We start from the raw sequence: 25,757 nt of genomic DNA on the forward strand, positions 1-25,757 counted from the left end.
CTGACAGTGCCTTCAAACGCCGGGGTGATCAGTACCGCACCGGTGCCGGGGCGCGGCGCTACGCGGGGGTCACCAGCAGGGGCCGGGCCCGCTCCCGCAGCTCGACCACCCGTGGCTCGTCGCCGTACGCCTCCAGCCGGTGCAGCAGGTCCCGTACGTACTCCGTGGTCCGCGCCGAGGAGATCCGGCCGGCCACCTCGACCGCCCGCACCCCCTGCTCGCAGGCCGCGTCGAGGTTCCCGGACTCCAGCTCGGCCACCGCGGAGACGACCAGGCGCAGCCCGTGCGAGCGCACGAACTCCTCCGTCGGCTTCGACAGCGCCTGCTCGGTGAACCGGCGCACCTGGCGCGGCAGCTTCAGGTCCCGGTAGCACTCGGCCGCGTCCGCCGCGAAGCGGTCGTAGCCGTAGAAGCCGAGCCACGAGGGATCGTTGTCCCCCTCGCGGGAGCGCTCCAGCCAGCTCTCCGCCGCCTTCAGTGCCGCGCCCGCCGCCTGGGCGTCCCCGGCGCGCGCGTGGGCGCGCGCCTCGACCAGCCGGAAGAAGCTCATGGTGCGGGCCGTGGCCAGCCCCCGGTTGCGTTCGAGCGCGGCCTGCGCGAGGTCGACCCCCTCGTCCCCGAAGCCCCGGTACGTCGCCTGGAGCGACATGGAGGCCAGGACGTACCCGCCGAGCGGCACGTCGGCGGCCGCGCGGGCGAGCCGCAGCGCCTGGATGTAGTACCGCTGCGCCGCCTCCTGCTGGCCGGTGTCGAAGGCCATCCACCCGGCGAGCCGGGTCAGTTCGGCGGAGGCGCCGAACAGCGCGCGGCCGACCTCGTCGGAGTACCCGCCGAGCAGCAGCGGCGCCGCCTCGACGCGCAGGCACTCCGGCACCATCGACGAACGCCAGTCGCCGCCCCCGTACTTGGAGTCCCAGCGCCGGGCGTCCTCGGCGGCCTCCCGCAGCTTGCGGACGTCGCTGTGGCCGACCCTGACCGGTGCGCCGGTGCCCTCGGCGGAGCCGTCCTCCCGCGCGACCGAGCTGTCGGCGGGGGTTATCAGCCAGCGCGAGGCGGGCGTCGCGTAGGCGCTCACCGCGAAGGATCCGGCCAGCGACTGCCAGATCCCGCCCGCGCCGGCCCGGCGCCCGGCGAGGTCGAGGCGGTACAGCTCGGTCGCCGAGCGCACCGCCTGCGCCACGTCCCTCGGGAAGGCGAGGCCGACCTCGGGCGCGGGGTCCGCGTCCGCCAGGCCGATCTCGTGGAGCGGCACCGGGCGGCCGAGTTTCTGTCCGATGGCGGCCGCGATGAGGTGGGGCGCGGCGCCCTGCGGCACCATGCCCTTCGACACCCAGCGCGCCACGGACGTCTTGTCGTAGCGAAGTGTCAACCCGCGTTGGGCGCCAAGGTCGTTGACGCGACGCGCGAGTCCTGCGTTGCTGATTCCCGCGAGGGCGAGAACGGTGCCGAGTTTTTCGTTCGGCCCGCGTTGCTCCCTGGACATGCGCCACCCCTCGACACAGACGGCCGCCGCGCGGGCATAACCGCGCGGCATTCGTAAACCCAGCGTAGTTCGCCGCATCCCAAGCGTTAAGGGGCATTGTTCCGGATGGCGGGATTGTGGTCCGTACGGGAGTGCGGACCAGTACGCACCGTGCACGGACCGGTCGTCGCGTGCCCCCGCGCGTGTGGCCGTGCGCCCGGCCGTGCGCTCTTCTCCGGCCAACTCGTCGGCGGTTTCCTGGTCTTGCGTGGGTCGGCCCGCTGTACTGGATCCAGTGGGCTGGGGGACACCGCCGCCTTCATCCCCGCGGGCGGCGGACCGGTCCGGGAGGCGGCTGCCGTCTCCCGGACCGTGCGTGCGTCCGGGGCGCCGCGAGCACCGCGATCCCCTACGGAGCGTGCTCATCTCCTCTGCCTGGTTCGGTATTTGGCTGAAAATCGTCCCGCAGGCGGACGGGAGTTTTCTGCCCCGGCCCTGCAACTCAGGGGCGTGAAAGGCGTTTTGGGGGAGCGCGCCGGGGGCGCATTCGCGTCGCGCCCTGTCTGGTGACATCCGCCCGGACCCTGGATCACGGTGGCCGCACGGCCGCGAACCCCCTTCTTCCTCCCGCCGTTTCGTGCGGTGTCACCACACCTCTCCCAGGCGTCCTTCGTGGCAGCATGGGGACCGATTCGATCGGTGCACCGATCGTCCACAGGCTGTGGAGGCACGATGCGGTGGTTGGTGGGGTGGAGCAGCGCCGCCGCGGGCGCGGCCGGGCCCGGCTCCGCCGGCTCGCCGGGCCACGACGGCGAGACCCTGCACCCGGTCGGCTCCCAGCTCCTGTGGGGCGACCCCGACCCGCTGTGGGCGGTCGGCGACTGGCGCCCGGACGAGGTGCGCGTCGTCAGGGCCGACGAGCAGAACCGGATCGCCGTCCTCGGCATCTGCGGCGCCTCCGACGAGGACCTGCGGCGCGGCCTGTTCACCGCGCGCGGGGGCGCGCTGCGCCATCTGACGAACTGGCCCGGCAGCTACACCGCCGTCGTCCAGGTCGGCCGCCGCGTCACCGTCTGCGGCGATCTCGCCGGCGCCCGCCCGGTCTTCCACACCCCGTGGGCGGGCGGCACGGCGTACGCCACCGCCGCGCTGCCGCTCGCCGACCTCATCGAGGCCAACCTCGACTTCGGCCATCTGGCCGCCCTGCTCGCCGCCCCGGACGTCCCGGCCGCGCTGCGCGACACCACCCCCTACGAAGGGGTACGGCGCATTCCGCCGGGGCACGCGCTGGTGCTGCGCGCGGGGGCGCGGGAGATCGCCGGGTACGCCCCGGTCTCCTCGCTCGCCGTGTCCGCGCCCCCCGCCGATCCCGACCGCGCGGTGGACGCCGTACGGGACGCCCTGGTGGAGGCGGTGCGCACCCGGCTCGCGGCGCCGCGGCACGTGCCCGACCTCGACCCCGGGCCGGTGCCCGGGATGGGGCCCGCCGAGCGGCGCGCCCGGCGCGGGATGCCGGTGCCGGGGATCGGCGCCGACCTGTCCGGCGGCCCGGCCTCCGCCACCCTCGCGCTGCTCGCCGCCGGGCTGCCCGGCCGGCCCGGCACCCTCCTGGGCCACGGCCCCGGCGAGCGCCTCCTGGCCGTCACCTTCAACGACCTCGCCGTCGGCGGCCGCGAGGCCGAGGTGCAGCGGGCGGGGGCGCTCGCGGCCGACCCCCGGCTGCACCACGTGGTGGTGACCGGCGGCGCGGAGGCCCTGCCCTACGCCGACCTCGACGGGCCCCTCACCGACGAGCCCGGACCCTCGCTGGTCACGGCGGCCCGCCACCGGGCGCGGCTGGCCGCGGGCAGCGCCGACCACTTCACCGGGCACGGCGCGCGCCAGGTCCTGGACGCGCACCCCGCCCGGCTCGCCGACCTGCTGATGGACCGCAGACGCCGCCATCTGGTCCGGCCGGTCGCCGCCCTCGCCCGGGCGGACGGCTCGGTCCTCGTCACGACACGGGTGTACGGCGCGGCCCGGCGGCTCGCGCGCACGCCCTACCGGGCGGGCCTGGAGGAGCTGGCCGAGCGGCTGATGCGGCGGCGCTTCGAGGAGCCGAAGGGGGCGGTCGGGGCGTCGCTCGCCGCGCTGACGTGGGCGGCTCCGGGTCCGGCCGCCCGGTGGCTCACGGGGGAGGCACTGGCTGAAGTATCGGTTCTGCTCGGGGTGGAGGCGGATCGGTCGGGTACGGGTGCCCTGCGGCCCGGCGAGCACCGGGCGCGGGCGGCGCTCGCCCGGTACGCCGCGGATCTGCGGGTGCTGGAGCAGTCCGCGGAGGTCCGTTCGCAGCGGCTGCACGCGCCCTTCCTCGACAACCAGGTGGTCCGCGCGTGCCGTGAGCTGCCGGAGGCGCTGCGGGTGCGGCCCGGCGCACGGGCCGAGATCCTGCGCACGGTCCTGGAGAGCACCGGCATCACCGACCTGCCGCCCGGCTGGGGCACCCCCTCGCACGCGTCCTCGGCCGCCGCCGCGCGGGCGGGCCTGCGGCTGTCCGCCGACCCGCTGCTGGACCTCTTCTCCCGCCCGCTGCTCGCGGACGCGGGGCTGGTGGACGGGGGTGTGATCCGCACGGCCCTGCGCGCGGTGGCCTCCGGCGGTTCGGCGGTGGAGGGGCTGGCCGATCTCGTCTCGCTGGAGCTGTGGCTGCACCGGCTGCTGTCCCGCCGGGGGACGTGCTGGACGGGGACGCCGGCGCGGTCGCGGGCGGTGCCGGCGGGGATCCAGCGGCGCAGGGACGCGCTGGCCTCCGGCGCGTGAGCCGGGGGACGCCGGTTGCGTCTCGTGTGCGGCCCGGTGGGTGGCTGATCGCGGAGTTCCCCGCGCCCCCGGGGAGTTGCAGCGCCGCTGCCCGCAAGGTGCGCCTCCCAGCTGCGGGCAGTCGTGCCGCTGGGGCGGCACGGGTGGGCGCAGCGGCACCCCGCCGGCGCGGGCGAGCGAAACCCGCCCCCGGCCCGGAAACCCTTCGTGCGGAACCCCGGCCACCGGTGACAATGAGCCGGTGCGGTACAAAATTCTCGGCATCACCCAGGCGGCGGACGCCCACGGCACCCTCCACGCCCTCACCGCCCCCCGCCTCCGCACCCTCCTCGCCGCCCTCGCCCTGCGACCCGGCCGCACCACCACCCCCGACACCCTCGTCCAGGAGATCTGGACCGACGCCCCGCCCCAGGACGCCCCCGCCGCCCTCCAGGCGCTCGTCGGCCGCCTCCGCCGCGTCCTCGGCAAGGACACCGTCACCTCCACCCCCGGCGGGTACCGCCTCGAAGCCGCCGAGGACGACATCGACCTGTACGTCTTCGAACGGCTCACCCGCACCGGCACCAAGGCCCTCGCCGACGGCGACCACGCCACCGCCCACCGCGCCCTGACCGCCGCCCTCGGCCTCTGGTACGGCCCCGCCCTCGCCGACCTCCCCGACCGCACCGCCGCCACCCGCCCCGAGGCCCTGCGCCTGGAGGCGACCCGCGCCCGTGCCGCCGCCGCGCTCGCCCTGGGCCGCGCCCGGGACGTCGTACCGGAGCTGCGGGAGCTGACCGCGGCCCACCCGTACGACGAACCGCTGCACGCCCTCCTCATCCGCGCCCTCGCCGACACCGGCCGCCCCGCCGACGCCCTCGCGGCCTACGAGTCCGCCCGCCGCGCCCTCGCCGACACCCTCGGCACCGACCCGGGCCCCGAACTGCGCGCCCTGCACGCCGAGTTGCTGGCACAGGAGCACCGCCCCGCCCCGCCGCCCCCGGTCCGCCGGGGCAACCTCCGCCCCCGGCTCACCTCCTTCGTCGGCAGAGAGGGCGAACTCGAAGCCGTACGCGCCGACGTGCGGCGCTCCCGGCTCGTCACCCTCACCGGCCCCGGCGGCTCCGGGAAGACCCGGCTCGCCGAGGAGGCCGCCGCCGCCCTCGCCCCGGCCTGGCTCGTCGAACTGGCCCCGCTGGACCAGCCGGACGCGGTGCCCGGCGCCGTGGTCAGCGCCCTCGGCCTGCGCGAGACCGTGCTTCTGAATTCCGAGCTGGCCCCCCAACAGACCGACCCGACGGCCCTGTTGATCGAGTACTGCGCCCCGCGCGCCGAACTCGTCGTCCTCGACAACTGCGAGCACGTCATCGACGCCGCCGCCGCCCTCGCCGAGACCCTGCTCACCCACTGCCCGCACCTCACCGTCCTCGCGACCAGCCGCGAACCCCTCGGCGTGCCCGGCGAGTCCGTGCGCCCCGTCGAACCCCTCGTCCCGGAGCAGGCGCACCGTCTCTTCGCCGAACGCGCCAGGGCCGTACGGCCCGACGCCGACGCGGTGCTCGCCGACACCGCCGCCGTCGCGGAGATCTGCCGCCGCCTGGACGGACTGCCGCTCGCCATCGAACTGGCCGCCGCCCGGCTGCGGTTGCTGAGCCCCCGGCAGATCGCCGGCCGCCTCGACGACCGCTTCCGCCTGCTCACCTCCGGCAGCCGCACGGTGCTGCCCCGCCAGCAGACCCTGCGCGCGGTCGTCGACTGGTCCTGGGACCTGCTGGACGAGCGGGAGCGCACCGTGCTGCGCGAGGTCTCCGTCTTCGCCGGCGGCTGGGACCTCGGCGCGGCCGAGGCCGTGTGCACCGGGCCGGTGGCGGACCTGATCGGGGCACTGGTCGACAAGTCCCTGGTGGTCGCCGCCCCCGGCTGCGCGGGCGGCATGCGCTACCGCCTGCTGGAGACCATCCACGAGTACGCCGCCGAGCGCGCCGCCGAGACCCCCGGGCAGCGCGCCGCCGCCGAGCGCCGCCACCGCGCCTGGGCGCGCGCCCTGGTCGAGGAGGCCGACCCGCTGCTGCGCTCGGCGGACCAGCTCCGGTGGATCTCCCGACTGGAGAGCGACCTGGACAACATCCGCGCCGCCCTCGACCGCGCGGTGCGCGCGGGGGAGGAGGCCGAGGCGGGCGCGCTCGTGCGGGCCATGTGCTGGTTCTGGTGGCTGCGCAACTACCGCCAGGAAGGGGTGGGCAGGGTGCGCCAGGTCCTCCGCCTCGGCGCCGCCCTCGACGCCGGCGCGGCGGACGACCCGGCGGACCTCATGGCCCGGACGGAGTCCGCCGACCACGTGGCCGCCCTGCTCGCCGACCCCGGCGCCGATGCCGCCCACCCGCTGCGCGAACTCCGCATGGACCTCAGGCTGTTCGAGCTGTTCCTGACGGCGGACGGCCCCATGGACCGGCTGGCCGACGACGACCGGGCCCCGCGCTACCTCGCCCTCGTCCGGGCCGCGTACGAACCGGGCGGCCCGGTGTCCGCCCGCCTCCCGGGCGTCGTCTGGCCGATGACCGGCTACTACCTGGGCGGCGTCGGCGACACCGTCCGCGACCTGGCCCCCGTGGTCGACAACTGCCGTGCCCACGGCGGGGACTGGGAGCTGGGCGCCGCGCTGATGTTCCGCGCCCATGTGCGGGTCGACTCCCCCGGCAATCTGCGCGGGGTGGACGAGGACCTGGCCGAACTGCGGGTGCTCGCCCGCCGGGTCGGGGACCGCTGGATGCGGGCGCAGGTGTGCGGCGCGGCCGGCGAGGCGCACATGGCGCGCGGCCGGTTCGCCGAGGCGCGCGACGAGTACGAGGAGGCGCTGCGGCTCGCCTACGAGGTGGGCGCGTACGCGGAGTCGCCGTTCCTGCTGGCCCGCCTCGCCGACATCGCCTTCCGCTTCGGCGACCGGGACACCGCGCTCACCGCCCTGGACGAGGCGAGCACGGCGGCGGACCGGTACGCGGTCCCCGAGTCCCGCGCCTTCGTGCTGCTGATGCGGGCCTGGATCGCCCTGTACGACGGCCGGACCGCCGAGGCCCGGACGCACTTCGAGGCGATCCGCGAGGCGGCGGGACCCGAGACGGCCCCGCCGCAGTTCGTGGCCTGGCTGCGGGCCGCGGAGGCGCTGCTGGTCGCCGCCGAGTCGGGCCCCGCGCAGGGTCTGCCGATCCTGGCCGGAGCCCTGGAACAGGCCGTCTCCGTGGGCTGCGCCGAGACGGTGACCGGCGGCATGGTGGACGTCGGGGCGGGGCTGCTCGCCCGGCTCGGTGACCTGCCGGGCGCCCTGCGGCTGTACGCGGCGGCCGACCACTGGCGCGCCGGCTGCCCGCGCAGCGAACCCGAGCGCACCGAGGCCGCCCGGATCCGGGCCGGCGCCCGCGCGGCCCTGCCCGCCGACCGGTACGCCGCCGAACAGGCCCGGGGCGCGGCGTACGACGCGGCCGACGTCCTGCGCGAGCTGCGCCGGGCTACTGGCAGGTGAACCGGGACTCCGCCCAGTCCGCCAGCGCCGTCCGGTCGAAGGCGCCGCTGTGCGGGCGCACCACGAGCCGGACGGTCCTGCGCCCGGTGAGGTCCACATGGACGGGGACGGCACGCTCGTGGCCCCTGACCGTCCCCGAGTGCCACAGCGGGACCCCGTCCCCGTAGACGGCGAAGCTCACCTTGCCGAGGCCGAGGGTCATGTCGTCCACGCCGGCCATCGCGTCGTACGCGGTGCACCGCCGGTTGAGGTCGATGGTCACGGAGGAGTCGCCGCGCACGGTCGCGCCGTGCGTGTACGGCGTGCCCCCGATGTCGAGGCCGTACCGCTGCCACACCCAGCTGCTCCCGCCGAGCGCGATCTCGGGCTCGGTGCCGTCGCCGCTCACGTCGTAACGCAGCTCGCTGAGCTGGTAGACGGCCGGGGGCGGCGGGGGTGGGGGCGTCGGGGTCGGGGTGGGCGTGGGCGTGGGCGTGGGGGTCGGGGTGGGCTTCGGAGGTGCGGGCTTCGGCGTCGGCTTCGGCGGGGGTGTCGGGGCCGGCTTCGGCGCGGGCACGGCGGGCACCACCGGCTTGGGCGTCGGCGTCGGGACGGGTTTCGGCGTCGGCGTCGGCTTCGGTGTCGGCTGCGGCGGGGTGGGCGCAGGAGACGGCGTCCGTACGACGACCGGTGGGGCCGGCGAGGAGGGCTTGGCGACCTCCTTCGCCGGATGGCTGTCGTACACGAGGCCGAAGGCCACCGCGGCGGCGGCGACCGCCACGACACCGGCGGCGATGCCCGCCTTGACCGGCGCCCCGATCGCCTCCGAGGCGGCCCCGCCCGCGGCACCCGTCCCACCGGAGGACCCGCCCGCCGCCGCTGCCGCCCCCGCGGCACCCGCGGCCCCGGCCCCCGCGCCGCCCGCGACCAGGCCGAGCGCCTTGGCGTACCCGGCGGCCCCGAACCAGCCGATGACCGCGACCGGCACGACCGCGGGGATGCCCCCCGCGACCTCCTCGATCTGCGCCGCCGCGAGCCGGCACCTGGCGCACTCCTCCAGGTGCTTGCGCAGCCCCCGTTCGGCCCGGACGCGCAGCTTGCGGCGGGCGTAGCCGCCCAGCTGGTCGGCGTAGCGCGCGCACTCCGCGTCGTCGGTGAGGGTGGTGCTGACATGGGCCTGGAGGTACGCCTGCTTCAGGCCCTCGCGGGCGCGGCTGGCGAGCACCCGGGTGCCGTTGGCGTCCAGGCCGAACAGGACGGCGACCTCGCTCGGGGACTCGTCCTCCACCTCGGTGTGCCACAGCACGGCCTGCCAGCGCTCCGGCAGCGAACGGAACGCCCGCATGGCCATGGACTGCTCGGCATCGTGCAACGCCCTTACGTCCGCGCCGAGTTCGAGGGTGTCGTCGTCGGACACCGCCGAGGAGCGGGCGGCCTGCTGGGCGAAGGCGGCGAAGTCGTCGACGAGCTGCTCGCGCCGGGCCGAGGTGATCCAGTGCGCGGCGACGCGTCGTACCGAGGTCAGCAGATAGGCCCGTACGGCGTGCTCGGGACCGGAGCCGCCGCGCACGGCCTGGAGCATCCGGGCGAACACCTCGGCGGTCAGGTCGTCGGCGGTGTGCGCGTCCCGGCAGCAGGTGCGCGCGTACCGGCGCACCGCGGCCGCGTGCCGCCGGTACAGCTCTTCGTACGCGGAGTCGTCGCCGCCGCGCATCCGCTCGATCAGCTCGGCGTCACCGGGCGGCATGCCCCGCTGTGCGGGGACGTTCCTGCTGCCCGTCCGGCGCCCCTGGCTGGGCACCTGGGTCCCGGCGCCCTCGTCCTCACGCGCCCCGTCAACACTCATCGCGGAACGCCCCCGCCCCAGCCCGACATCACCCACACAGAGTCCCACATCGTCATTTCTTCAACGACCCCCTCCGCCTCCTGTCACCCGTCCGAGGGGATTCGCGGGAAAAGACCACGGAAGAAGGCGGGAAAAAGGCCACCCGTGTCACCCGGGCGTGAAGATCGCTCGGGTGACACGGGTGGCCGGACGGAACTCCCGCCGAGGACGGGATCAGCCGATCGCGGGCCGGGATCGCAGCCCCTCCAGCAGGATGTCCAGCAGCCGCGCCGAGGCCGCCGCCTGCTGCGCGGCGTCCGGCAGCGACGGTGCCGCCGTGGCGATCACCAGCAGCACGTCGGAGACGGACACATCGGCCCGCAGCTCCCCGGCCGCCCGCGCCCGCTCCACCAACTGGCCCACGACCGCGAGCAGTTCGGTTGAACCGGAGTCCTCCGAGAGGCCGGAGTCCTGTCCCACGAGCCGCAGTTCACCCGGCCCGGTCTTGAGCCGCTGCTGCGGCACCCGGGCCTCCTCGACGACCGAGCGGACGCCGTCGGCCGGACCCGCGGAACCCTCCGCGGAACCGACCCGCAGCACCTGCGGCGGCAGCAGCCTGCCCGCCCCCGACGCCACCGACGTGCGCAGGAACCGGGACAGCGCCGACCACGGCTCGTCCTCCTGCCCGAGCGCCGTCCGCGCCTGCTCGGTGAGCCGCGCCGTCTCCTCCTCGGCTATCCGCCTCACCAGCACGTCCTTGCTGGGAAAGCGCCGGTAGACGGTCCCGACCCCGACCCGTGCGCGCCGCGCCACGTCCTCCATCGGCGCGCCGTAGCCCAGCTCGCCGAACACCTCACGCGCCGCACGCAGCACGTGCTCCAGATTGCGCTGTGCGTCCACCCGCAGCGGTGTCGTACGCGCCCCGTCCGCGCGCCCGTTCACCGCCGCGACCGCCGGCATCGCCGGTGCTCCGGCTGCCACCATCGCGGTGGCGGCCGACCAGTGCGTGTCCTGAATATGCATGTGTTTCCCCCGGTGCATGACGTCTCCCCCCGGAGACACTCCCCGTCACTGATGCCGGAGTGTGCGAAGAAACATCGATCGCCGCGGGCCGGCCCGTCGCTGAGCCCGTACGACCACATTCCCTACACCCCGTCGACACGAACATAGTTGAGAGGCCGTCAATTCAGAAGGGGCAGGTTCCGCACACCGCGCCCCCCGATCGGAGTACGCGCCATATACGCCCCGATCCCCGGTCCGCCCGTCCGCGTGTCCGCCCCCGCTGACCTGCCCCCTTTCCACCACCCCGGCCACCGGCCCCGCACCACCCGCCACAGGAGCTCCGGTCACACAAATTGCCGGGCCTGTGGACAAACCACAGCGCCGGGTGCGTCATGGGATGGTGAAGGAACGTGCGCGCATTCTGGTTGTCGGCGGTGGCTACGTCGGGATGTACACGGCCCTGCGCCTCCAGCGGAAGCTGAAGGCCGAGCTGAGGCGCGGTGAGATCGAGATCACCGTCGTCACACCCGACCCCTATATGACGTACCAGCCTTTTCTGCCCGAGGCCGCCGCGGGCTCCATCTCGCCCCGCCATGTCGTCGTACCGCTGCGCCGGGTCCTCGGCCGGTGCCATGTCGTCGTCGGCGAGGCGACCGCCGTCGACCACGCGGCGCGCACCGCCACCGTCACCACCCTCGCCACCGCCGACGCGGGCCGCACCGAACTCCTCGGCTACGACGAACTGGTGCTCGCCCCCGGCTCGGTCGCCCGCACCCTGCCCATCCCCGGCCTCGCCGAGTACGGCATCGGCTTCAAGACCGTCGAGGAGGCCATCGGGCTGCGCAACCACGTCATCGAGCAGATGGACATCGCCTCCTCCACCCGCGACCCCGCGATCCGCGACGCCGCCCTCACCTTCGTCTTCGTCGGCGGCGGCTACGCGGGCGTCGAAGCCCTCGGCGAACTGGAGGACATGGCCCGCTACGCCGCCCGCTACTACCACAACGTCCGCGCCGAGGACATGAGATGGATCCTCGTCGAGGCGAGCGACCGCATCCTGCCCGAGGTCGGCGCCGACATGGGCCGCTACACCGTCACCCAGCTGCGCCGCCGCAACATCCAGGTGCTGCTCGGCACCCGCCTGGAGTCCTGCGCCGACCGGGTCGCCGTGCTCAGCGACGGCCAGCGCTTCCCGACCCGTACGGTCGTGTGGACCGCCGGCGTGAAGCCGCACCCGCTGCTCGCCGCCACCGGCCTGCCGCTCACCGACCGCGGCAAGCTGCGATGTACGGCCCAGCTGACCGTCGAGGGCACCGCGCACGCCTGGGGCGCGGGCGACGCCGCGGCCGTACCGGACGTCACCGCCGCCGGACCCGGAGCCCTCACCGCGCCCAACGCCCAGCACGCCGTACGCCAGGCCAGGGTCCTCGGTGACAACCTTGTCCACACCCTGCGCGGTGAACCCCTGGACACCTACGAGCACGCCTACGCGGGCTCCGTCGCCTCCCTAGGCCTGCACAAGGGCGTCGCCCAGGTCTACGGGCGGCGGCTGAAGGGCTACCCTGCCTGGTTCATGCACCGCGTCTACCACCTCAGCAGGGTGCCCACCGCCAACCGCAAGGCCCGCGTGCTCGCCGAATGGATCCTCTCCGGGCTGTTCAAACGGGAGATCGTCTCGCTCGGTTCACTCGAACACCCGCGCGCGGAGTTCGAACTCGCGGCCAGGGGAAAGCATCCTCACGACCCGAAGGGGTCGTCCTGACCGGATCCAGGAACTCCGCGGCCCGCCCCGCCGTCTGACGGATGTCGCCCGCCGCGGCCGGCCCCCTGCCAGACTGCCCCACGACATCGGACGGGCCCCCGCCCGCCCTAGCACCCACGAGGCCTTGCCCACAGTGAACTTCACGCGCTGGAGCGCCCGGCTCCCCGGAACGCAGCGCCGCGCCGCCGCGCGGACCGATCCCGCGGTACCCACGGACCGGCGCGGGGAAGGCTCCGTGCCCGCGGCCCGCGCCGGGGGCCCCGCCGACGGCACCGGCCCGGTCCCCGCCGTCGACGAACTGCCCGCCCGCGACGTCCTCGACCGCGTCCCGGCCCTCGTCGCCCTCGTGCACGGCCCCGACCACCGCCTCGCCTACGTCAACGAGGCCTATACGACGGCCTTCGGCCCCCGCCCCACCGGCGCCCCCGCCCACGAGGCCCTGCCCGAACTCGCCGGACTGGGCCTGCTCCCGCTGCTCGACCAGGTGCTGCGCAGCGGCCGCCCGCGCACCCTGAAGTCCCGCCGCGCGGTCGACGGCCGCTCCTACACGTTCACCTGCACCCCCGTCGCCGCGGACGACGGCGACGGCGCGGTCCTCGTCTTCGCCACCGACGTCACCGACCACGCGGAAGCCGCCGAACGGCTGCGCGCCAGCGAACGCCGCCAGCGCGAGACCGCCGTCACCCTCCAGCGCTCCCTGCTCCCGCAGGACCTGGAGGAACCCGACGACCTGCGCGTCGCCGCCACCTACCAGCCCGGCGGCACCGAGGCCGCGGTCGGCGGCGACTGGTACGACGTGATCACCCTCGGCGGCGGCCGCACCGCGCTCGTCATCGGCGACGTCATGGGCCGGGGCGTGCGCGCCGCCGCGGTCATGGGCCAGCTGCGCACCGCCGTGCGCGCCTACGCCCGCCTCGACCTGCCCCCGCACGAGGTGCTGCAACTCCTGGACGGCCTCGCCACCGAGATCGACCCCCACCAGATCGCCACCTGCGCCTACGCCGTCCACGACCCCAACGAGGGGCGGCTGGTGTACGCCTCCGCCGGGCACCTGCCCATCCTGGTCCGCGACGAGCACGGCATCGTCTCCCGCGCCGACGAACCCACCGGCCCGCCGCTCGGCACCGGCGGCTGGATGCACTCCTCCGGCTCGATCGCGCTGCTCCCCGGCTCCACCGCGGTCCTCTACACCGACGGCCTGGTGGAGCGCAGGAACGAAGACCTGGACGAGGGCATCGCCGCCCTGGAACGCGCCCTGTCCGGTGCCACCGGCTCACCCCAGGTCGTCTGCGACCGCCTGGTCCGCTCGGCCGGCGTCACCGCCGACCACGACGACGACGTGGCCGTCCTCGTCCTCCAGCACCCTGCGCGCAAGGGCCCCGACGGCGAGCTGTTCCGCAACGCGGCCCTGGAACTCCTCGGCGGCGTCGAGGCCGCCCCGCGCGCCCGCGCCTTCGCCTCCGGCGTCCTCACCAGCTGGCGCTTCCCCGCCGAACTGCACGACCTCGGCGTCCTCGCCACCAGCGAACTCGTCGCCAACAGCCTCCAGCACGGCACCCCGCCCATGCGCCTGCGGCTGCGCCGCACCGACCGCCGCCTCATCGTGGAGGTCACCGACGGCGACGACCACCTCCCCCGGCGCCGCCGCGCCGAACCGGCCGACGAGTCCGGCCGGGGCATCGCCATCGTCGCCACCATCGCCTCCACCTGGGGCTGCCGCCGCACCCCGGGCGGCGGCAAGGCGGTCTGGTGCGAATTCCTGCTGCCGAAACCCAGACCCTGAGCAACGGCCCCGGTGCACATGAAAGACCGGTAGGCACGGGTTTCGTGCCTACCGGTCCTCACGACGTCACCTGCGGAGCGTCACGCCTCCGCGGTCACCGCCTCCGCGGGAGCCGCACCCCGGCTGACCACTCGGCTCGCCCGCACCGACCACGGCTGGTCCTGCACCGCCGTGAGCTGTCGCCCGAGCCGCAGCGCCAGATACGTGATGCCCAGCGAGAACAGCACGAAGGTCACGATGTACGGCGCGTGCAGCGACGCCCCCAGCGGACCGCCCACCGCCGGTCCGACGGCCAGCGCCAGCTGCTTGACCAGCGCGAACGCCGAGTTGTACTGACCGGCGAGACCCTCCGGCGCCAGATCGGCGACCAGCGGGGCCACCGTCGGCGACAGCATCGCCTCGCCGAGACCGAACAGCGCGTACGTCGACACGAACGCGGCCGTCGCCATCTCCTGGCTGCCGTGCCCGAGCCCCGCGTAACCCGCGGCCACCCAGGCCACCGCCCAGATGAGACCCACCAGGGCGATCACCCGGGTGCGCCGGGCGCGCTCCACGAACCGCAGCACGGCGAACTGGGCGACCACGATCATCAGCGTGTTCGCGGCCAGGGCCGTACCCAGCGTGGAGGTGGAGATCCCGGCGGCCTCCACGCCGTAGGCGCTCAGACCCGACTCGAACTGCCCGTAGCAGGCGAAGAACAGCACGAAGCCCAGCACGCACAGCTGCACCATCGCCCGGTTGCCGAGCAGCCGCTTCCAGCTGCCCTTCGCCGACGCGGGCGCACCCTCCATGCGGGGGGAGTGCGGCATCCGCACGGTCGCCATCACCGCGACCAGCAGCAGGAACATCGCCGCCTCGATCGCGAACAGCAGGGTGAACGAGGAGACGCGCGTGGTGTCGACCAGGTGACCGCCGATGAGGCCGCCGATGCCGAGGCCCAGGTTCTGCAGGAAGAACTGCATCGCGAAGGCCCGGGAGCGGGTGTCGGCGCTGGAGCAGTCCACGATCATCGTGGCCAGCGCCGGCTGCATCACGGCCTGGCCGGCACCGAGCGCCGAAGCGGCGAGCAGCACGGACCACGCGCTGCCCGCGAGCCCCAGGCTCAGCGCCCCGAGCGCGGCGGTGACCAGGGCGGCGAGCAGGACCGGCAGCGGGCCGCGCCGCACGATCGCCCGGCCGGCGAACGGCAGCACGATCAACGCGGCCACGGCGAAGACGGCGAGCACCAGTCCCGCCGTCATGGCCCCGAGACCCCGCACCTGCGCCACATAGACGTACAGGTAGGGGACCGTGAAGCCGAGTCCGAATGCGCTGAGCGCGTTGCCCACGTGGATCCGGCGCATCGCTGCGCCCATCGCCCTGGTCACGTTCACCTCTCTCACTAGTTAGGAGTGAAGACTTCAAAGCTAAAGTTCGAAGCTAAAGAGTACACAGTGAAGGACTTCAAGGCAAAGCGGCCGCGTGCCATACTCGGCCCATGGCCGACACCGCCGGCGTCACTGAGCCGACCCTCGAAGAACAGATCGCCGCCTACCAGCGCGAGTTCCAGGACCTCGACCCCCAGGTCGAGAAGATCGTGTCGGCCCTGTCCCGGCTCAACCGCCGGATGAACGTCGCGTACGGCCGCCAGACCGCCGCCCTCGGCATCAGCAACGCCGAGTGGGAGGTGCTGAAGGCGCTGGTCCTCTCCGGCGCCCCGTACCGCCTCGGCCCCAGCGACCTCGCCAAGCGCCTCGGCCTCACCCCGGCCGCCATGACCCACCGGATCGACCGCATGGTCACCGAGGGGCTGGTCACCCGGGAGCGCGACGAGGCCAACCGGGTGCGGGTCATCATCGAGCTGACCACCGAGGGCCGGGAGAAGTGGCTGGAGGCGATGCGCCTCGCGACCGTCTTCGAGGAGGACCTGCTCCAGGACCTCACCCCCGCGGAGCGCTCGGTCCTCGGCGAGGTCCTCACCACGCTCCTGCGCCGGGTGGAACACGCCCAGCCGGACGCCGGCGGCCGCCTCAGCGACCTCGACTGAGCGGCTGAAAAGATCTTGACAGGGCGCGGTTGACACGCCTCCGCCCCGTCCGTATAGTTCTTCGGGTTGCCGCGGGGCTTTAGTGTCTCCACGGTGGCACCTTGGCCGCTTCGAGCGGCACTCTCACACCAACAGCACGATCTCCCACCCGGGTTGATTTCGGCGTGCCCGAATTCAATTCGAATAGGGATTCGGCGGCCCGATTGGGAATTTCCGGAGCGATCCGCTAAGGTTTGAGACGTCGGAACGGCCCAACGGCCGGGAAGACAAACCCCGCTGACTGGGGGTCAGACGCCGAAAGGATCTGATAGAGTCGGAACCGCCGGAAAGGGAAACGCGAGAGCGGAAACCTGGAAAGCACCGAGGAAATCGGATCGAGAAAAGATCTGATAGAGTCGGAAACACGAAGGGAAGCCCGGAGGAAAGCCCGAGAGGGTGAGTACAAAGGAAGCGACCGTTCCTTGAGAACTCAACAGCGTGCCAAAAGTCAACGCCAGATATGTTGATACCCCGTCTCCGGTCATCACGACCGGGACGTGGTTCCTTTGAAATAAACACAGCGAGGACGCTGTGAACGGTCGGACTATTCCTCCGACCGTTCCGCTCTTCAGTTTGTGCACCGGCTGAAATGTTTTTTCGGCCGAGTAAACATTCACGGAGAGTTTGATCCTGGCTCAGGACGAACGCTGGCGGCGTGCTTAACACATGCAAGTCGAACGATGAAGCCCTTCGGGGTGGATTAGTGGCGAACGGGTGAGTAACACGTGGGCAATCTGCCCTGCACTCTGGGACAAGCCCTGGAAACGGGGTCTAATACCGGATATGACCGTCTTGGGCATCCTTGACGGTGTAAAGCTCCGGCGGTGCAGGATGAGCCCGCGGCCTATCAGCTTGTTGGTGAGGTAACGGCTCACCAAGGCGACGACGGGTAGCCGGCCTGAGAGGGCGACCGGCCACACTGGGACTGAGACACGGCCCAGACTCCTACGGGAGGCAGCAGTGGGGAATATTGCACAATGGGCGAAAGCCTGATGCAGCGACGCCGCGTGAGGGATGACGGCCTTCGGGTTGTAAACCTCTTTCAGCAGGGAAGAAGCGAAAGTGACGGTACCTGCAGAAGAAGCGCCGGCTAACTACGTGCCAGCAGCCGCGGTAATACGTAGGGCGCAAGCGTTGTCCGGAATTATTGGGCGTAAAGAGCTCGTAGGCGGCTTGTCACGTCGGTTGTGAAAGCCCGGGGCTTAACCCCGGGTCTGCAGTCGATACGGGCAGGCTAGAGTTCGGTAGGGGAGATCGGAATTCCTGGTGTAGCGGTGAAATGCGCAGATATCAGGAGGAACACCGGTGGCGAAGGCGGATCTCTGGGCCGATACTGACGCTGAGGAGCGAAAGCGTGGGGAGCGAACAGGATTAGATACCCTGGTAGTCCACGCCGTAAACGGTGGGCACTAGGTGTGGGCAACATTCCACGTTGTCCGTGCCGCAGCTAACGCATTAAGTGCCCCGCCTGGGGAGTACGGCCGCAAGGCTAAAACTCAAAGGAATTGACGGGGGCCCGCACAAGCGGCGGAGCATGTGGCTTAATTCGACGCAACGCGAAGAACCTTACCAAGGCTTGACATACACCGGAAAGCATTAGAGATAGTGCCCCCCTTGTGGTCGGTGTACAGGTGGTGCATGGCTGTCGTCAGCTCGTGTCGTGAGATGTTGGGTTAAGTCCCGCAACGAGCGCAACCCTTGTCCCGTGTTGCCAGCAGGCCCTTGTGGTGCTGGGGACTCACGGGAGACCGCCGGGGTCAACTCGGAGGAAGGTGGGGACGACGTCAAGTCATCATGCCCCTTATGTCTTGGGCTGCACACGTGCTACAATGGCCGGTACAATGAGCTGCGATACCGTGAGGTGGAGCGAATCTCAAAAAGCCGGTCTCAGTTCGGATTGGGGTCTGCAACTCGACCCCATGAAGTCGGAGTCGCTAGTAATCGCAGATCAGCATTGCTGCGGTGAATACGTTCCCGGGCCTTGTACACACCGCCCGTCACGTCACGAAAGTCGGTAACACCCGAAGCCGGTGGCCCAACCCCTTGTGGGAGGGAGCTGTCGAAGGTGGGACCAGCGATTGGGACGAAGTCGTAACAAGGTAGCCGTACCGGAAGGTGCGGCTGGATCACCTCCTTTCTAAGGAGCACTTCTTACCGGGCTCTTGCTCGGTCAGAGGCCAGTACATCAGCGCATGTCTGATGCTGGTTGCTCATGGGTGGAACGTTGACTACTCGGCCGGATGTTCGGGTCGGGGGCTGTTAGTACTGCTCTTCGGAGTGTGGAACGCATGATCCTCGGACGGGTTCTGGTCGGGCACGCTGTTGGGTGTCTGAGGGAATGATCTGATCTTCTCCTCAGTCGCCGGCCCCAGTGCACTCGGACCTGTTGATGGTTCGGGGTGATGGGTGGCTGGTCGTTGTTTGAGAACTGCACAGTGGACGCGAGCATCTGTGGCCAAGTTTTTAAGGGCGCACGGTGGATGCCTTGGCACCAGGAACCGATGAAGGACGTGGGAGGCCGCGATAGTCCCCGGGGAGTCGTCAACCAGGCTTTGATCCGGGGGTTTCCGAATGGGGAAACCCGGCAGTCGTCATGGGCTGTCACCCTTGCCTGAACACATAGGGCAAGTGGAGGGAACGAGGGGAAGTGAAACATCTCAGTACCCTCAGGAAGAGAAAACAACCGTGATTCCGGGAGTAGTGGCGAGCGAAACCGGATGAGGCCAAACCGTATGCGTGTGATACCCGGCAGGGGTTGCGTGTGCGGGGTTGTGGGATCTCTCTTCTACGGTCTGCCGGCCGTAGGGCGAGTCAGAAACCGTTGATGTAGACGAAGGACATGCGAAAGGTCCGGCGTAGAGGGTAAGACCCCCGTAGTCGAAATGTCAGCGGCTTGCTTGAGAGACACCCAAGTAGCACGGGGCCCGAGAAATCCCGTGTGAATCTGGCGGGACCACCCGCTAAGCCTAAATATTCCCTGGTGACCGATAGCGGATAGTACCGTGAGGGAATGGTGAAAAGTACCCCGGGAGGGGAGTGAAATAGTACCTGAAACCGTGTGCCTACAAGCCGTGGGAGCGTCGGATGCAGCTTGCTGCATCTCGTGACTGCGTGCCTTTTGAAGAATGAGCCTGCGAGTTTGCGGTGTGTTGCGAGGTTAACCCGGGTGGGGAAGCCGTAGCGAAAGCGAGTCCGAACAGGGCGATTCAGTAGCACGCTCAAGACCCGAAGCGGAGTGATCTAGCCATGGGCAGGTTGAAGCGGAGGTAAGACTTCGTGGAGGACCGAACCCACCAGGGTTGAAAACCTGGGGGATGACCTGTGGTTAGGGGTGAAAGGCCAATCAAACTCCGTGATAGCTGGTTCTCCCCGAAATGCATTTAGGTGCAGCGTCGTGTGTTTCTTGCCGGAGGTAGAGCACTGGATAGGCGATGGGCCCTACCGGGTTACTGACCTTAGCCAAACTCCGAATGCCGGTAAGTGAGAGCGCGGCAGTGAGACTGTGGGGGATAAGCTCCATGGTCGAGAGGGAAACAGCCCAGAGCATCGACTAAGGCCCCTAAGCGTACGCTAAGTGGGAAAGGATGTGGAGTCGCACAGACAACCAGGAGGTTGGCTTAGAAGCAGCCACCCTTGAAAGAGTGCGTAATAGCTCACTGGTCTAGTGATTCCGCGCCGACAATGTAGCGGGGCTCAAGCGTACCGCCGAAGTCGTGTCATTGCAGCATGTAGCCCTAACGGGTGTTGTGATGGGTAGGGGAGCGTCGTCTGCCGGGTGAAGCAGCACCGGAAGGTAGTTGTGGACGGTTGACGAGTGAGAATGCAGGCATGAGTAGCGATACACACGTGAGAAACGTGTGCGCCGATTGACTAAGGGTTCCTGGGTCAAGCTGATCTGCCCAGGGTAAGTCGGGACCTAAGGCGAGGCCGACAGGCGTAGTCGATGGATAACCGGTTGATATTCCGGTACCCGCTGTGAAGCGTCAAACATCGAGCATCGTGATGCTAAGGCCGTGAAGCCGCCCTGATCTCTTCGGAGTTGAGGGGAGTGGTGGAGCCGCTGAACCGAGCGGTTAGTAGGTGAGTGATGGGGTGACGCAGGAAGGTAGTCCATCCCGGGCGGTGGTTGTCCCGGGGTAAGGGTGTAGCCCGAGTGGTAGGTAAATCCGCCACTCATGAGGGTGAGACCTGATGCCGAGCCGATTGTGGTGAAGTGGATGATCCTATGCTGTCGAGAAAAGCCTCTAGCGAGTTTCATGGCGGCCCGTACCCTAAACCGACTCAGGTGGTCAGGTAGAGAATACCGAGGCGTTCGGGTGAACTATGGTTAAGGAACTCGGCAAAATGCCCCCGTAACTTCGGGAGAAGGGGGGCCACATCTGGTGAGAACACTTGCTGTTCGAGCTGGGGGTGGCCGCAGAGACCAGCGAGAAGCGACTGTTTACTAAAAACACAGGTCCGTGCGAAGCCGTAAGGCGATGTATACGGACTGACGCCTGCCCGGTGCTGGAACGTTAAGGGGACCGGTTAGCTCCATTTCGGTGGGGCGAAGCTGAGAACTTAAGCGCCAGTAAACGGCGGTGGTAACTATAACCATCCTAAGGTAGCGAAATTCCTTGTCGGGTAAGTTCCGACCTGCACGAATGGCGTAACGACTTCTCGACTGTCTCAACCATAGGCCCGGTGAAATTGCACTACGAGTAAAGATGCTCGTTTCGCGCAGCAGGACGGAAAGACCCCGGGACCTTTACTACAGTTTGATATTGGTGTTCGGTTCGGCTTGTGTAGGATAGCTGGGAGACTGTGAAGCTCATACGCCAGTGTGGGTGGAGTCGTCGTTGAAATACCAGTCTGGTCGTGCTGGATGTCTAACCTGGGTCCGTGATCCGGATCAGGGACAGTGTCTGATGGGTAGTTTAACTGGGGCGGTTGCCTCCTAAAGGGTAACGGAGGCGCCCAAAGGTTCCCTCAGCCTGGTTGGTAATCAGGTGTTGAGTGTAAGTGCACAAGGGAGCTTGACTGTGAGACCGACGGGTCGAGCAGGGACGAAAGTCGGGACTAGTGATCCGGCGGTGGCTTGTGGAAGCGCCGTCGCTCAACGGATAAAAGGTACCCCGGGGATAACAGGCTGATCTTCCCCAAGAGTCCATATCGACGGGATGGTTTGGCACCTCGATGTCGGCTCGTCGCATCCTGGGGCTGGAGTCGGTCCCAAGGGTTGGGCTGTTCGCCCATTAAAGCGGTACGCGAGCTGGGTTTAGAACGTCGTGAGACAGTTCGGTCCCTATCCGCTGTGCGCGTAGGAGTCTTGAGAAGGGCTGTCCCTAGTACGAGAGGACCGGGACGGACGAACCTCTGGTGTGCCAGTTGTTCTGCCAAGGGCATGGCTGGTTGGCTACGTTCGGGAGGGATAACCGCTGAAAGCATCTAAGCGGGAAGCCTGCTTCGAGATGAGGACTCCCACCCACTTGATGGGGTAAGGCTCCCAGTAGACGACTGGGTTGATAGGCCGGATCTGGAAGCCAGGTAACTGGTGGAGGTGACCGGTACTAATAGGCCGAGGGCTTGTCCTCAGTTGCTCGCGTCCACTGTGTTGGTTCTGAAACCACGAACAACCATTTGCTGGTTGATAGTTTCATAGTGTTTTGGTGGTTATAGCGTTAGGGAAACGCCCGGTTACATTCCGAACCCGGAAGCTAAGCCTTTCAGCGCCGATGGTACTGCAGGGGGGACCCTGTGGGAGAGTAGGACGCCGCCGAACAATTTTTGGGAAAACCCCCGCACCGGTTGGTGCGGGGGTTTTCTGCGTTCAAGGGACAGTTTCAACAGGGGCAGTAGACCCTCGTCCTGGTGCTGCACCCACACCACCGGGACACCCGCCGCGCGCAGGGCTGTGTGGGGACGTCCCTGAAGAGTGGTCATGCGGGCAGATTAGGGATGCCGAGCGCCTGCCGCAGCACTACGGTGGCGGGCATGACCAGGTCGACCAGCGATGAGTACGTCGTACGCGCCATACGCCCCGCGGAGTGGGAGAAGGTGAGGGGCCTGCGGCTGGACGCGCTGCGGGACCCGGCCGCGCCGCTCGCCTTTCTGGAGAGCTACGAGGAGGCGGCCGCGAAGGCGGACCTCTTCTGGCAGGACCGGGCGGCCGGTTCGGGCGAGGGGTCGGCGACGGCGCGGCAGCTCATCGCCGAGCTGCCCGACGGGTCATGGGCCGGTTCGCTGACCGTGCTGATCGAGGAGGCCGGCACCCAGGACTGGGCCGGGTTCCCGGTGGAGCGCCGGCAGGGGCATGTCGTCGGTGTCTATGTGCGGCCGGAGCACCGGGGGAACGGGCTGATCAAGGCCATGTTCGACGCGGGGGTGGCCTGGGCGTGGGAGCGCGGTGCCGAGCGGGTGCGGCTGCTGGTCCACGCGGACAACGAGCGGGCGCAGGGCGCCTACCGCAAGGCGGGGTTCGGGCCGAGCGGGGTGCGGGTGCCGTTCGTGAAGGACGCGGCACAGGACGAGCTGGAGTTCGTACTGAACCGCTAGACCGCTAGACCGCTAGACCGCTGACCGCTGGATCACTGGACCGCTGGGCCGTCAGACCGGGAGTCCGGGCAGGCCCGGCAGTTCCTGGTGCGGCCAGCGGGCGCGGGCCTGTTCGCGTGAGCGGAGCAGGGCGAGCGCCGGCAGGCCCTGTTCGTCCCCGGTGGCCAGCAGATCCGGGAGCTGGGGGAAGGGGGCGACGGCGGCGATGTCGTCCAGGACCAGCGTCAGTGGTGGGTCGAGCCGACCGGAGGATGACCGTGCGGCCATGTGCCGGCCGTGCTCGACCACGCTGGAGACGAGAGCCGTCAGGAGGGGCATCGCGCCGGGCGTGCTCCTCGGGTCCTCGATGGATTCACCGACTACATAAAGCGTGCCCCCTTCGTCGGCGAAGGAATCCAAGGCGAGCGCGTCAGTTCGGTTGGGGGTGCATGCCTCGCGGATGTTGACCGTGGAGAGCGCGGCGAGCGCCCGGCCGGTCAACTCCTGGGCGACGTCCCGGCGTTCCGGATGCGCGGTGAGGGCGGCCTCAAGCTCGCCGGCGGCTCCCGCGGCGGCCTTGGGGTGGGTGCGCAGGGTGCGTACGGCGTCCTGTACCTGGATGCCCTGGGCCCAGCGGTGGACGTGCCGGACCGTGCGGTTCTCCAGCGCGGCGGCGTGCAGATAGCTGCGCAGGAGGGTGGTCGCCGTGTCCACCACGGCCTGGTCGATGCGGGCGGTGGGCCGCACGGGGGCGAGGAGCGCGGTCGCCCGCTGGAGCGCGGTCTGCTTGTCCGCGCAGCCGGCCGTGGGGGACCAGTGCAGCCGGGCCGGGGTGTCGCAGCGGTGGGCCGGGTCGTAGAGATGGGTGGGGCCCAGCTTGGCCCTGGCGTCCTTGGTCTCCGCCCACAGGGACGGGTCCGAGGTGACGACGAGCGCGGGCCCCGCCGCGTCCCGTACGGCCTGTGCGGCGGCCGTACGGCGGATGTCCGGCGGCGCGATGACGATCTTCTCCCGCCCGGCCCGGGGGCGCCCCTCCGCGGGCAGTTGGGCCAACGCGGGCTCGGCGGGCGGCTGTTCGACCGCGACCGGGACCCCCGGCATCTCGTGCCGCTGCACCGGGACGTCGTACCGCTGCGGTGCCTCGACGGGGGCCGCGGGCGCCGTGACCGGCTCGGGCGTGGGCATGGGCATCGGCTCCGGGGCCGGGGCCGGGTCTGGAGCCGATGCGGGTCCGCCCGCGCCGGCTCGTGCCCTCGCCCGGGCCGCCCGCCAGCGTGCCACCGTCCCCAGCACGAACACGGTGGCGACGAGCAGGATCATCAGCTCGGCGATGAACAGCCCCCAGAACAGACCCCAGCCGGACAGTCCGGACGCGGGGGCGTCGGGCCAGGCACCGGCGAGGTCGTGGGGGCGGCTGAGCAGATGGCGCATGGCCATGGGGGTGTGCGGGAAGGTGACGCCCGCGGGCCAGGCGCCGTGGGCGAAGAGGGCCGCGAGGCCCGTCGCCGTCCACACCAGCACGGTGATGCCGAGCAGGAAGGCGAGGATGCCGAGCAGCAGCCCGTCGGGGATGCCGCCGTGCCCCTGCCTCTCCTGCGGCCGCCGGTTCTCCCGGGGTGCGCGAGCGTCCGGTCCCACCTGCCGTGCCTCCCTACGCGACCGTCGACTCGGAGTCGCCGAGGTGCTGTTCCACGAAGGCCGCGGCCCGCTGCTCCGCCTCCAGTTCCGCGGCGCGCAGGACGTCGTCCGGCGCGTGGTCGCTGGAGGACTCGGTCATCGCGCGGTCGGTGAAGACCAGCGGGCGTTCGGACTCGGTGATGAGGTGTTTGACCACCTGGACATTGCCGTTGACGTCCCAGACCGCGATGCCCGGGGTCAGCGTCGGGATGATCTCGACGGCCCAGCGTGGCAGGCCGAGGACGCGCCCGGTGGCCCGTGCCTCGTCGGCCTTCTGGGCGTAGATCGTCCTGGTCGAGGCCATCTTCAGGATCGCCGCCGCCTCCTTCGCGGCCGCGCCGTCCACCACGTCGGACAGATGGTGGACGACCGCCACGAAGGACAGGCCGAGGCGCCGGCCGAACTTCAGCAGACGCTGGAACAGCTGGGCCACGAACGGGCTGTTGATGATGTGCCAGGCCTCTTCGACCAGGAAGATGCGCTTCTTGCGGTCGGGCCGGATCCAGGTGTGCTCCAGCCACACGCCGACGATCGCCATCAGGATGGGCATGGCGATGGAGTTGCGGTCGATGTGGGAGAGGTCGAAGACGATGAGCGGGGCGTCGAGGTCGATGCCGACCGTGGTCGGGCCGTCGAACATGCCGCGCAGGTCGCCGTCGACCAGTCGGTCCAGGACCAGGGCGACGTCCAGGCCCCAGGCCCGTACGTCGTCCAGGGCGACGTTCATCGCCTCGGCCGACTCCGGCTCGGGGTGCCGTAGCTGCTCCACGATGTCGGTGAGGACCGGCTGGCGGTTCACGATGGTCTCGTTGACGTAGGAGTGGGCGACCTTGAGGGCGAAGCCGGAGCGCTCGTCCAGGCCGTGGCCCAGCGCCACCTCGATGATGGTGCGCAGCAGCGCCAGCTGGCCGGTGGTGGTGATCGCCGGGTCCAGCGGGTTGAGGCGGATGCCGTGGTTCAGGGCGGCCGTGGGGTCCAGCCGGATCGGCGTTATCCCCAGCTCCTCGGCGATGAGGTTCCACTCGCCGACCCCGTCCTCGCCCTGTGCGTCGAGGACGACGACCTGGCGGTCGCGGAAGCGCAGCTGGCGCAGCACATAGGTCTTCTCCAGCGCCGACTTGCCGTTGCCGGACTCGCCGAGGACCAGCCAGTGCGGGGCCGGGAGCTGCTGGCCGTAGAGCTGGAAGGGGTCGTAGATGTAGCCCTTCCCGGAGTAGACCTCGCGGCCGATGATGACGCCGGAGTCCCCGAGGCCGGGCGCGGCCGTGGGCAGGTAGACCGCCTGGGCCTGGCCCGTGGAGGTGCGCACCGGCAGCCGGGTCGTCTCGACCTTCCCGAAGAGGAAGGAGGTGAACGCCTCGGTGAGGACGGACAGCGGATCCCGCATCGGCGAA

12 protein-coding genes and 3 rRNA genes are annotated in these 25,757 nt (G+C 70.5%); 9 read left to right on the forward strand and 6 right to left on the reverse strand.

The window, feature by feature from the left end:
* Positions 1-58 precede the first annotated feature (58 nt).
* Positions 59-1,483, reverse strand: a complete 1,425-nt coding sequence (locus tag QHG49_RS18605) for an MFS transporter (protein WP_145488565.1) — start codon at positions 1,481-1,483, stop codon at positions 59-61.
* Positions 1,484-2,194: 711 nt separating this feature from the next.
* Here QHG49_RS18605 and QHG49_RS18610 point away from each other — a divergent pair.
* Both QHG49_RS18610 and QHG49_RS18615 read left to right on the forward strand, forming a co-directional pair.
* Positions 2,195-4,261 (forward strand): asparagine synthase-related protein, encoded by a 2,067-nt coding sequence (locus tag QHG49_RS18610; RefSeq protein ID WP_301490400.1) that lies wholly within the window; start codon positions 2,195-2,197, stop codon positions 4,259-4,261.
* A gap of 241 nt (positions 4,262-4,502) precedes the next feature.
* Positions 4,503-7,757, forward strand: coding sequence for a BTAD domain-containing putative transcriptional regulator (locus QHG49_RS18615; protein ID WP_301490401.1), 3,255 nt, complete (start codon positions 4,503-4,505; stop codon positions 7,755-7,757).
* On the opposite strand, the gene QHG49_RS18620 is transcribed toward QHG49_RS18615, so the two are convergent.
* A complete protein-coding gene (locus QHG49_RS18620) occupies positions 7,744-9,582 on the reverse strand; it encodes a sigma-70 family RNA polymerase sigma factor (RefSeq protein WP_301490403.1) in 1,839 nt (612 codons plus the stop codon). The two genes, QHG49_RS18615 and QHG49_RS18620, sit on opposite strands and share 14 nt — an antisense overlap.
* Positions 9,583-9,795: 213 nt before the next feature.
* On the reverse strand, positions 9,796-10,584 hold the full coding sequence (locus QHG49_RS18625; RefSeq protein ID WP_301490404.1) for a TetR/AcrR family transcriptional regulator: 789 nt from the start codon (positions 10,582-10,584) through the stop codon (positions 9,796-9,798).
* A 376-nt stretch (positions 10,585-10,960) separates the two neighbouring features.
* Between QHG49_RS18625 and QHG49_RS18630 the strand changes: the two genes are divergently transcribed.
* Together QHG49_RS18630 and QHG49_RS18635 are read left to right on the forward strand one after the other, a co-directional pair.
* On the forward strand, positions 10,961-12,325 hold the full coding sequence (locus QHG49_RS18630) for an NAD(P)/FAD-dependent oxidoreductase (RefSeq protein ID WP_145488570.1): 1,365 nt from the start codon (positions 10,961-10,963) through the stop codon (positions 12,323-12,325).
* 133 nt (positions 12,326-12,458) lie between these two features.
* Entirely contained in the window at positions 12,459-14,108 is a 1,650-nt protein-coding gene (locus QHG49_RS18635; protein WP_159708335.1) for a SpoIIE family protein phosphatase, read from the forward strand.
* Between the two features lie 80 nt (positions 14,109-14,188).
* On the opposite strand, the gene QHG49_RS18640 is transcribed toward QHG49_RS18635, so the two are convergent.
* Positions 14,189-15,451, reverse strand: a complete 1,263-nt coding sequence (locus tag QHG49_RS18640; RefSeq protein WP_186337908.1) for an MFS transporter — start codon at positions 15,449-15,451, stop codon at positions 14,189-14,191.
* Positions 15,452-15,585: 134 nt separating this feature from the next.
* Between QHG49_RS18640 and QHG49_RS18645 the strand changes: the two genes are divergently transcribed.
* The 5 genes from QHG49_RS18645 to QHG49_RS18665 all read left to right on the forward strand — a co-directional run bounded on the left by QHG49_RS18645 (position 15,586) and on the right by QHG49_RS18665 (position 22,707).
* A complete protein-coding gene (locus tag QHG49_RS18645) occupies positions 15,586-16,134 on the forward strand; it encodes a MarR family winged helix-turn-helix transcriptional regulator (RefSeq protein ID WP_145488573.1) in 549 nt (182 codons plus the stop codon).
* 651 nt (positions 16,135-16,785) lie between these two features.
* Positions 16,786-18,310: ribosomal RNA gene (locus tag QHG49_RS18650) — 16S ribosomal RNA — on the forward strand.
* Positions 18,311-18,626: 316 nt separating this feature from the next.
* A 23S ribosomal RNA gene (locus QHG49_RS18655) occupies positions 18,627-21,746 on the forward strand.
* Between the two features lie 71 nt (positions 21,747-21,817).
* A 5S ribosomal RNA gene (rrf, locus tag QHG49_RS18660) occupies positions 21,818-21,934 on the forward strand.
* Together the 16S, 23S and 5S rRNA genes form the textbook arrangement of a ribosomal RNA operon.
* A gap of 212 nt (positions 21,935-22,146) precedes the next feature.
* Positions 22,147-22,707: a GNAT family N-acetyltransferase gene (locus QHG49_RS18665; protein ID WP_301490406.1), complete on the forward strand. Its 561-nt coding sequence runs from the start codon at positions 22,147-22,149 to the stop codon at positions 22,705-22,707.
* Between the two features lie 51 nt (positions 22,708-22,758).
* Here the strand turns inward: QHG49_RS18665 and QHG49_RS18670 are convergent, their stop codons facing one another.
* Both QHG49_RS18670 and QHG49_RS18675 read right to left on the reverse strand, forming a co-directional pair.
* Positions 22,759-24,324 carry a type IV secretory system conjugative DNA transfer family protein gene (locus tag QHG49_RS18670; RefSeq protein WP_301490407.1) on the reverse strand — a complete coding sequence of 522 codons (1,566 nt, stop codon included), beginning with the start codon at positions 24,322-24,324 and terminating at the stop codon, positions 22,759-22,761.
* Between the two features lie 13 nt (positions 24,325-24,337).
* Complete coding sequence (locus QHG49_RS18675) at positions 24,338-25,750, reverse strand: ATP-binding protein (RefSeq protein WP_145485743.1); 1,413 nt, start codon at positions 25,748-25,750, stop codon at positions 24,338-24,340.
* Positions 25,751-25,757 lie beyond the last annotated feature (7 nt).

The organism is Streptomyces sp. WP-1, assembly GCF_030450125.1.
Classification (GTDB): domain Bacteria; phylum Actinomycetota; class Actinomycetes; order Streptomycetales; family Streptomycetaceae; genus Streptomyces; species Streptomyces incarnatus.

What these genes read in the sequence shown, in the direction of transcription:
- QHG49_RS18605 (WP_145488565.1), bottom strand. Translation starts at nt 1,483, where the DNA reads ATGTCCAGGGAGCAACGCGGGCCGAACGAAAAACTCGGCACCGTTCTC.
- QHG49_RS18610 (WP_301490400.1), top strand. Translation starts at nt 2,195, where the DNA reads ATGCGGTGGTTGGTGGGGTGGAGCAGCGCCGCCGCGGGCGCGGCCGGG.
- QHG49_RS18620 (WP_301490403.1), bottom strand. Translation starts at nt 9,582, where the DNA reads ATGAGTGTTGACGGGGCGCGTGAGGACGAGGGCGCCGGGACCCAGGTG.
- QHG49_RS18625 (WP_301490404.1), bottom strand. Translation starts at nt 10,584, where the DNA reads ATGCATATTCAGGACACGCACTGGTCGGCCGCCACCGCGATGGTGGCA.
- QHG49_RS18630 (WP_145488570.1), top strand. Translation starts at nt 10,961, where the DNA reads ATGGTGAAGGAACGTGCGCGCATTCTGGTTGTCGGCGGTGGCTACGTC.
- QHG49_RS18640 (WP_186337908.1), bottom strand. Translation starts at nt 15,451, where the DNA reads ATGCGCCGGATCCACGTGGGCAACGCGCTCAGCGCATTCGGACTCGGC.
- QHG49_RS18645 (WP_145488573.1), top strand. Translation starts at nt 15,586, where the DNA reads ATGGCCGACACCGCCGGCGTCACTGAGCCGACCCTCGAAGAACAGATC.
- QHG49_RS18665 (WP_301490406.1), top strand. Translation starts at nt 22,147, where the DNA reads ATGACCAGGTCGACCAGCGATGAGTACGTCGTACGCGCCATACGCCCC.
- QHG49_RS18675 (WP_145485743.1), bottom strand. Translation starts at nt 25,750, where the DNA reads ATGCGGGATCCGCTGTCCGTCCTCACCGAGGCGTTCACCTCCTTCCTC.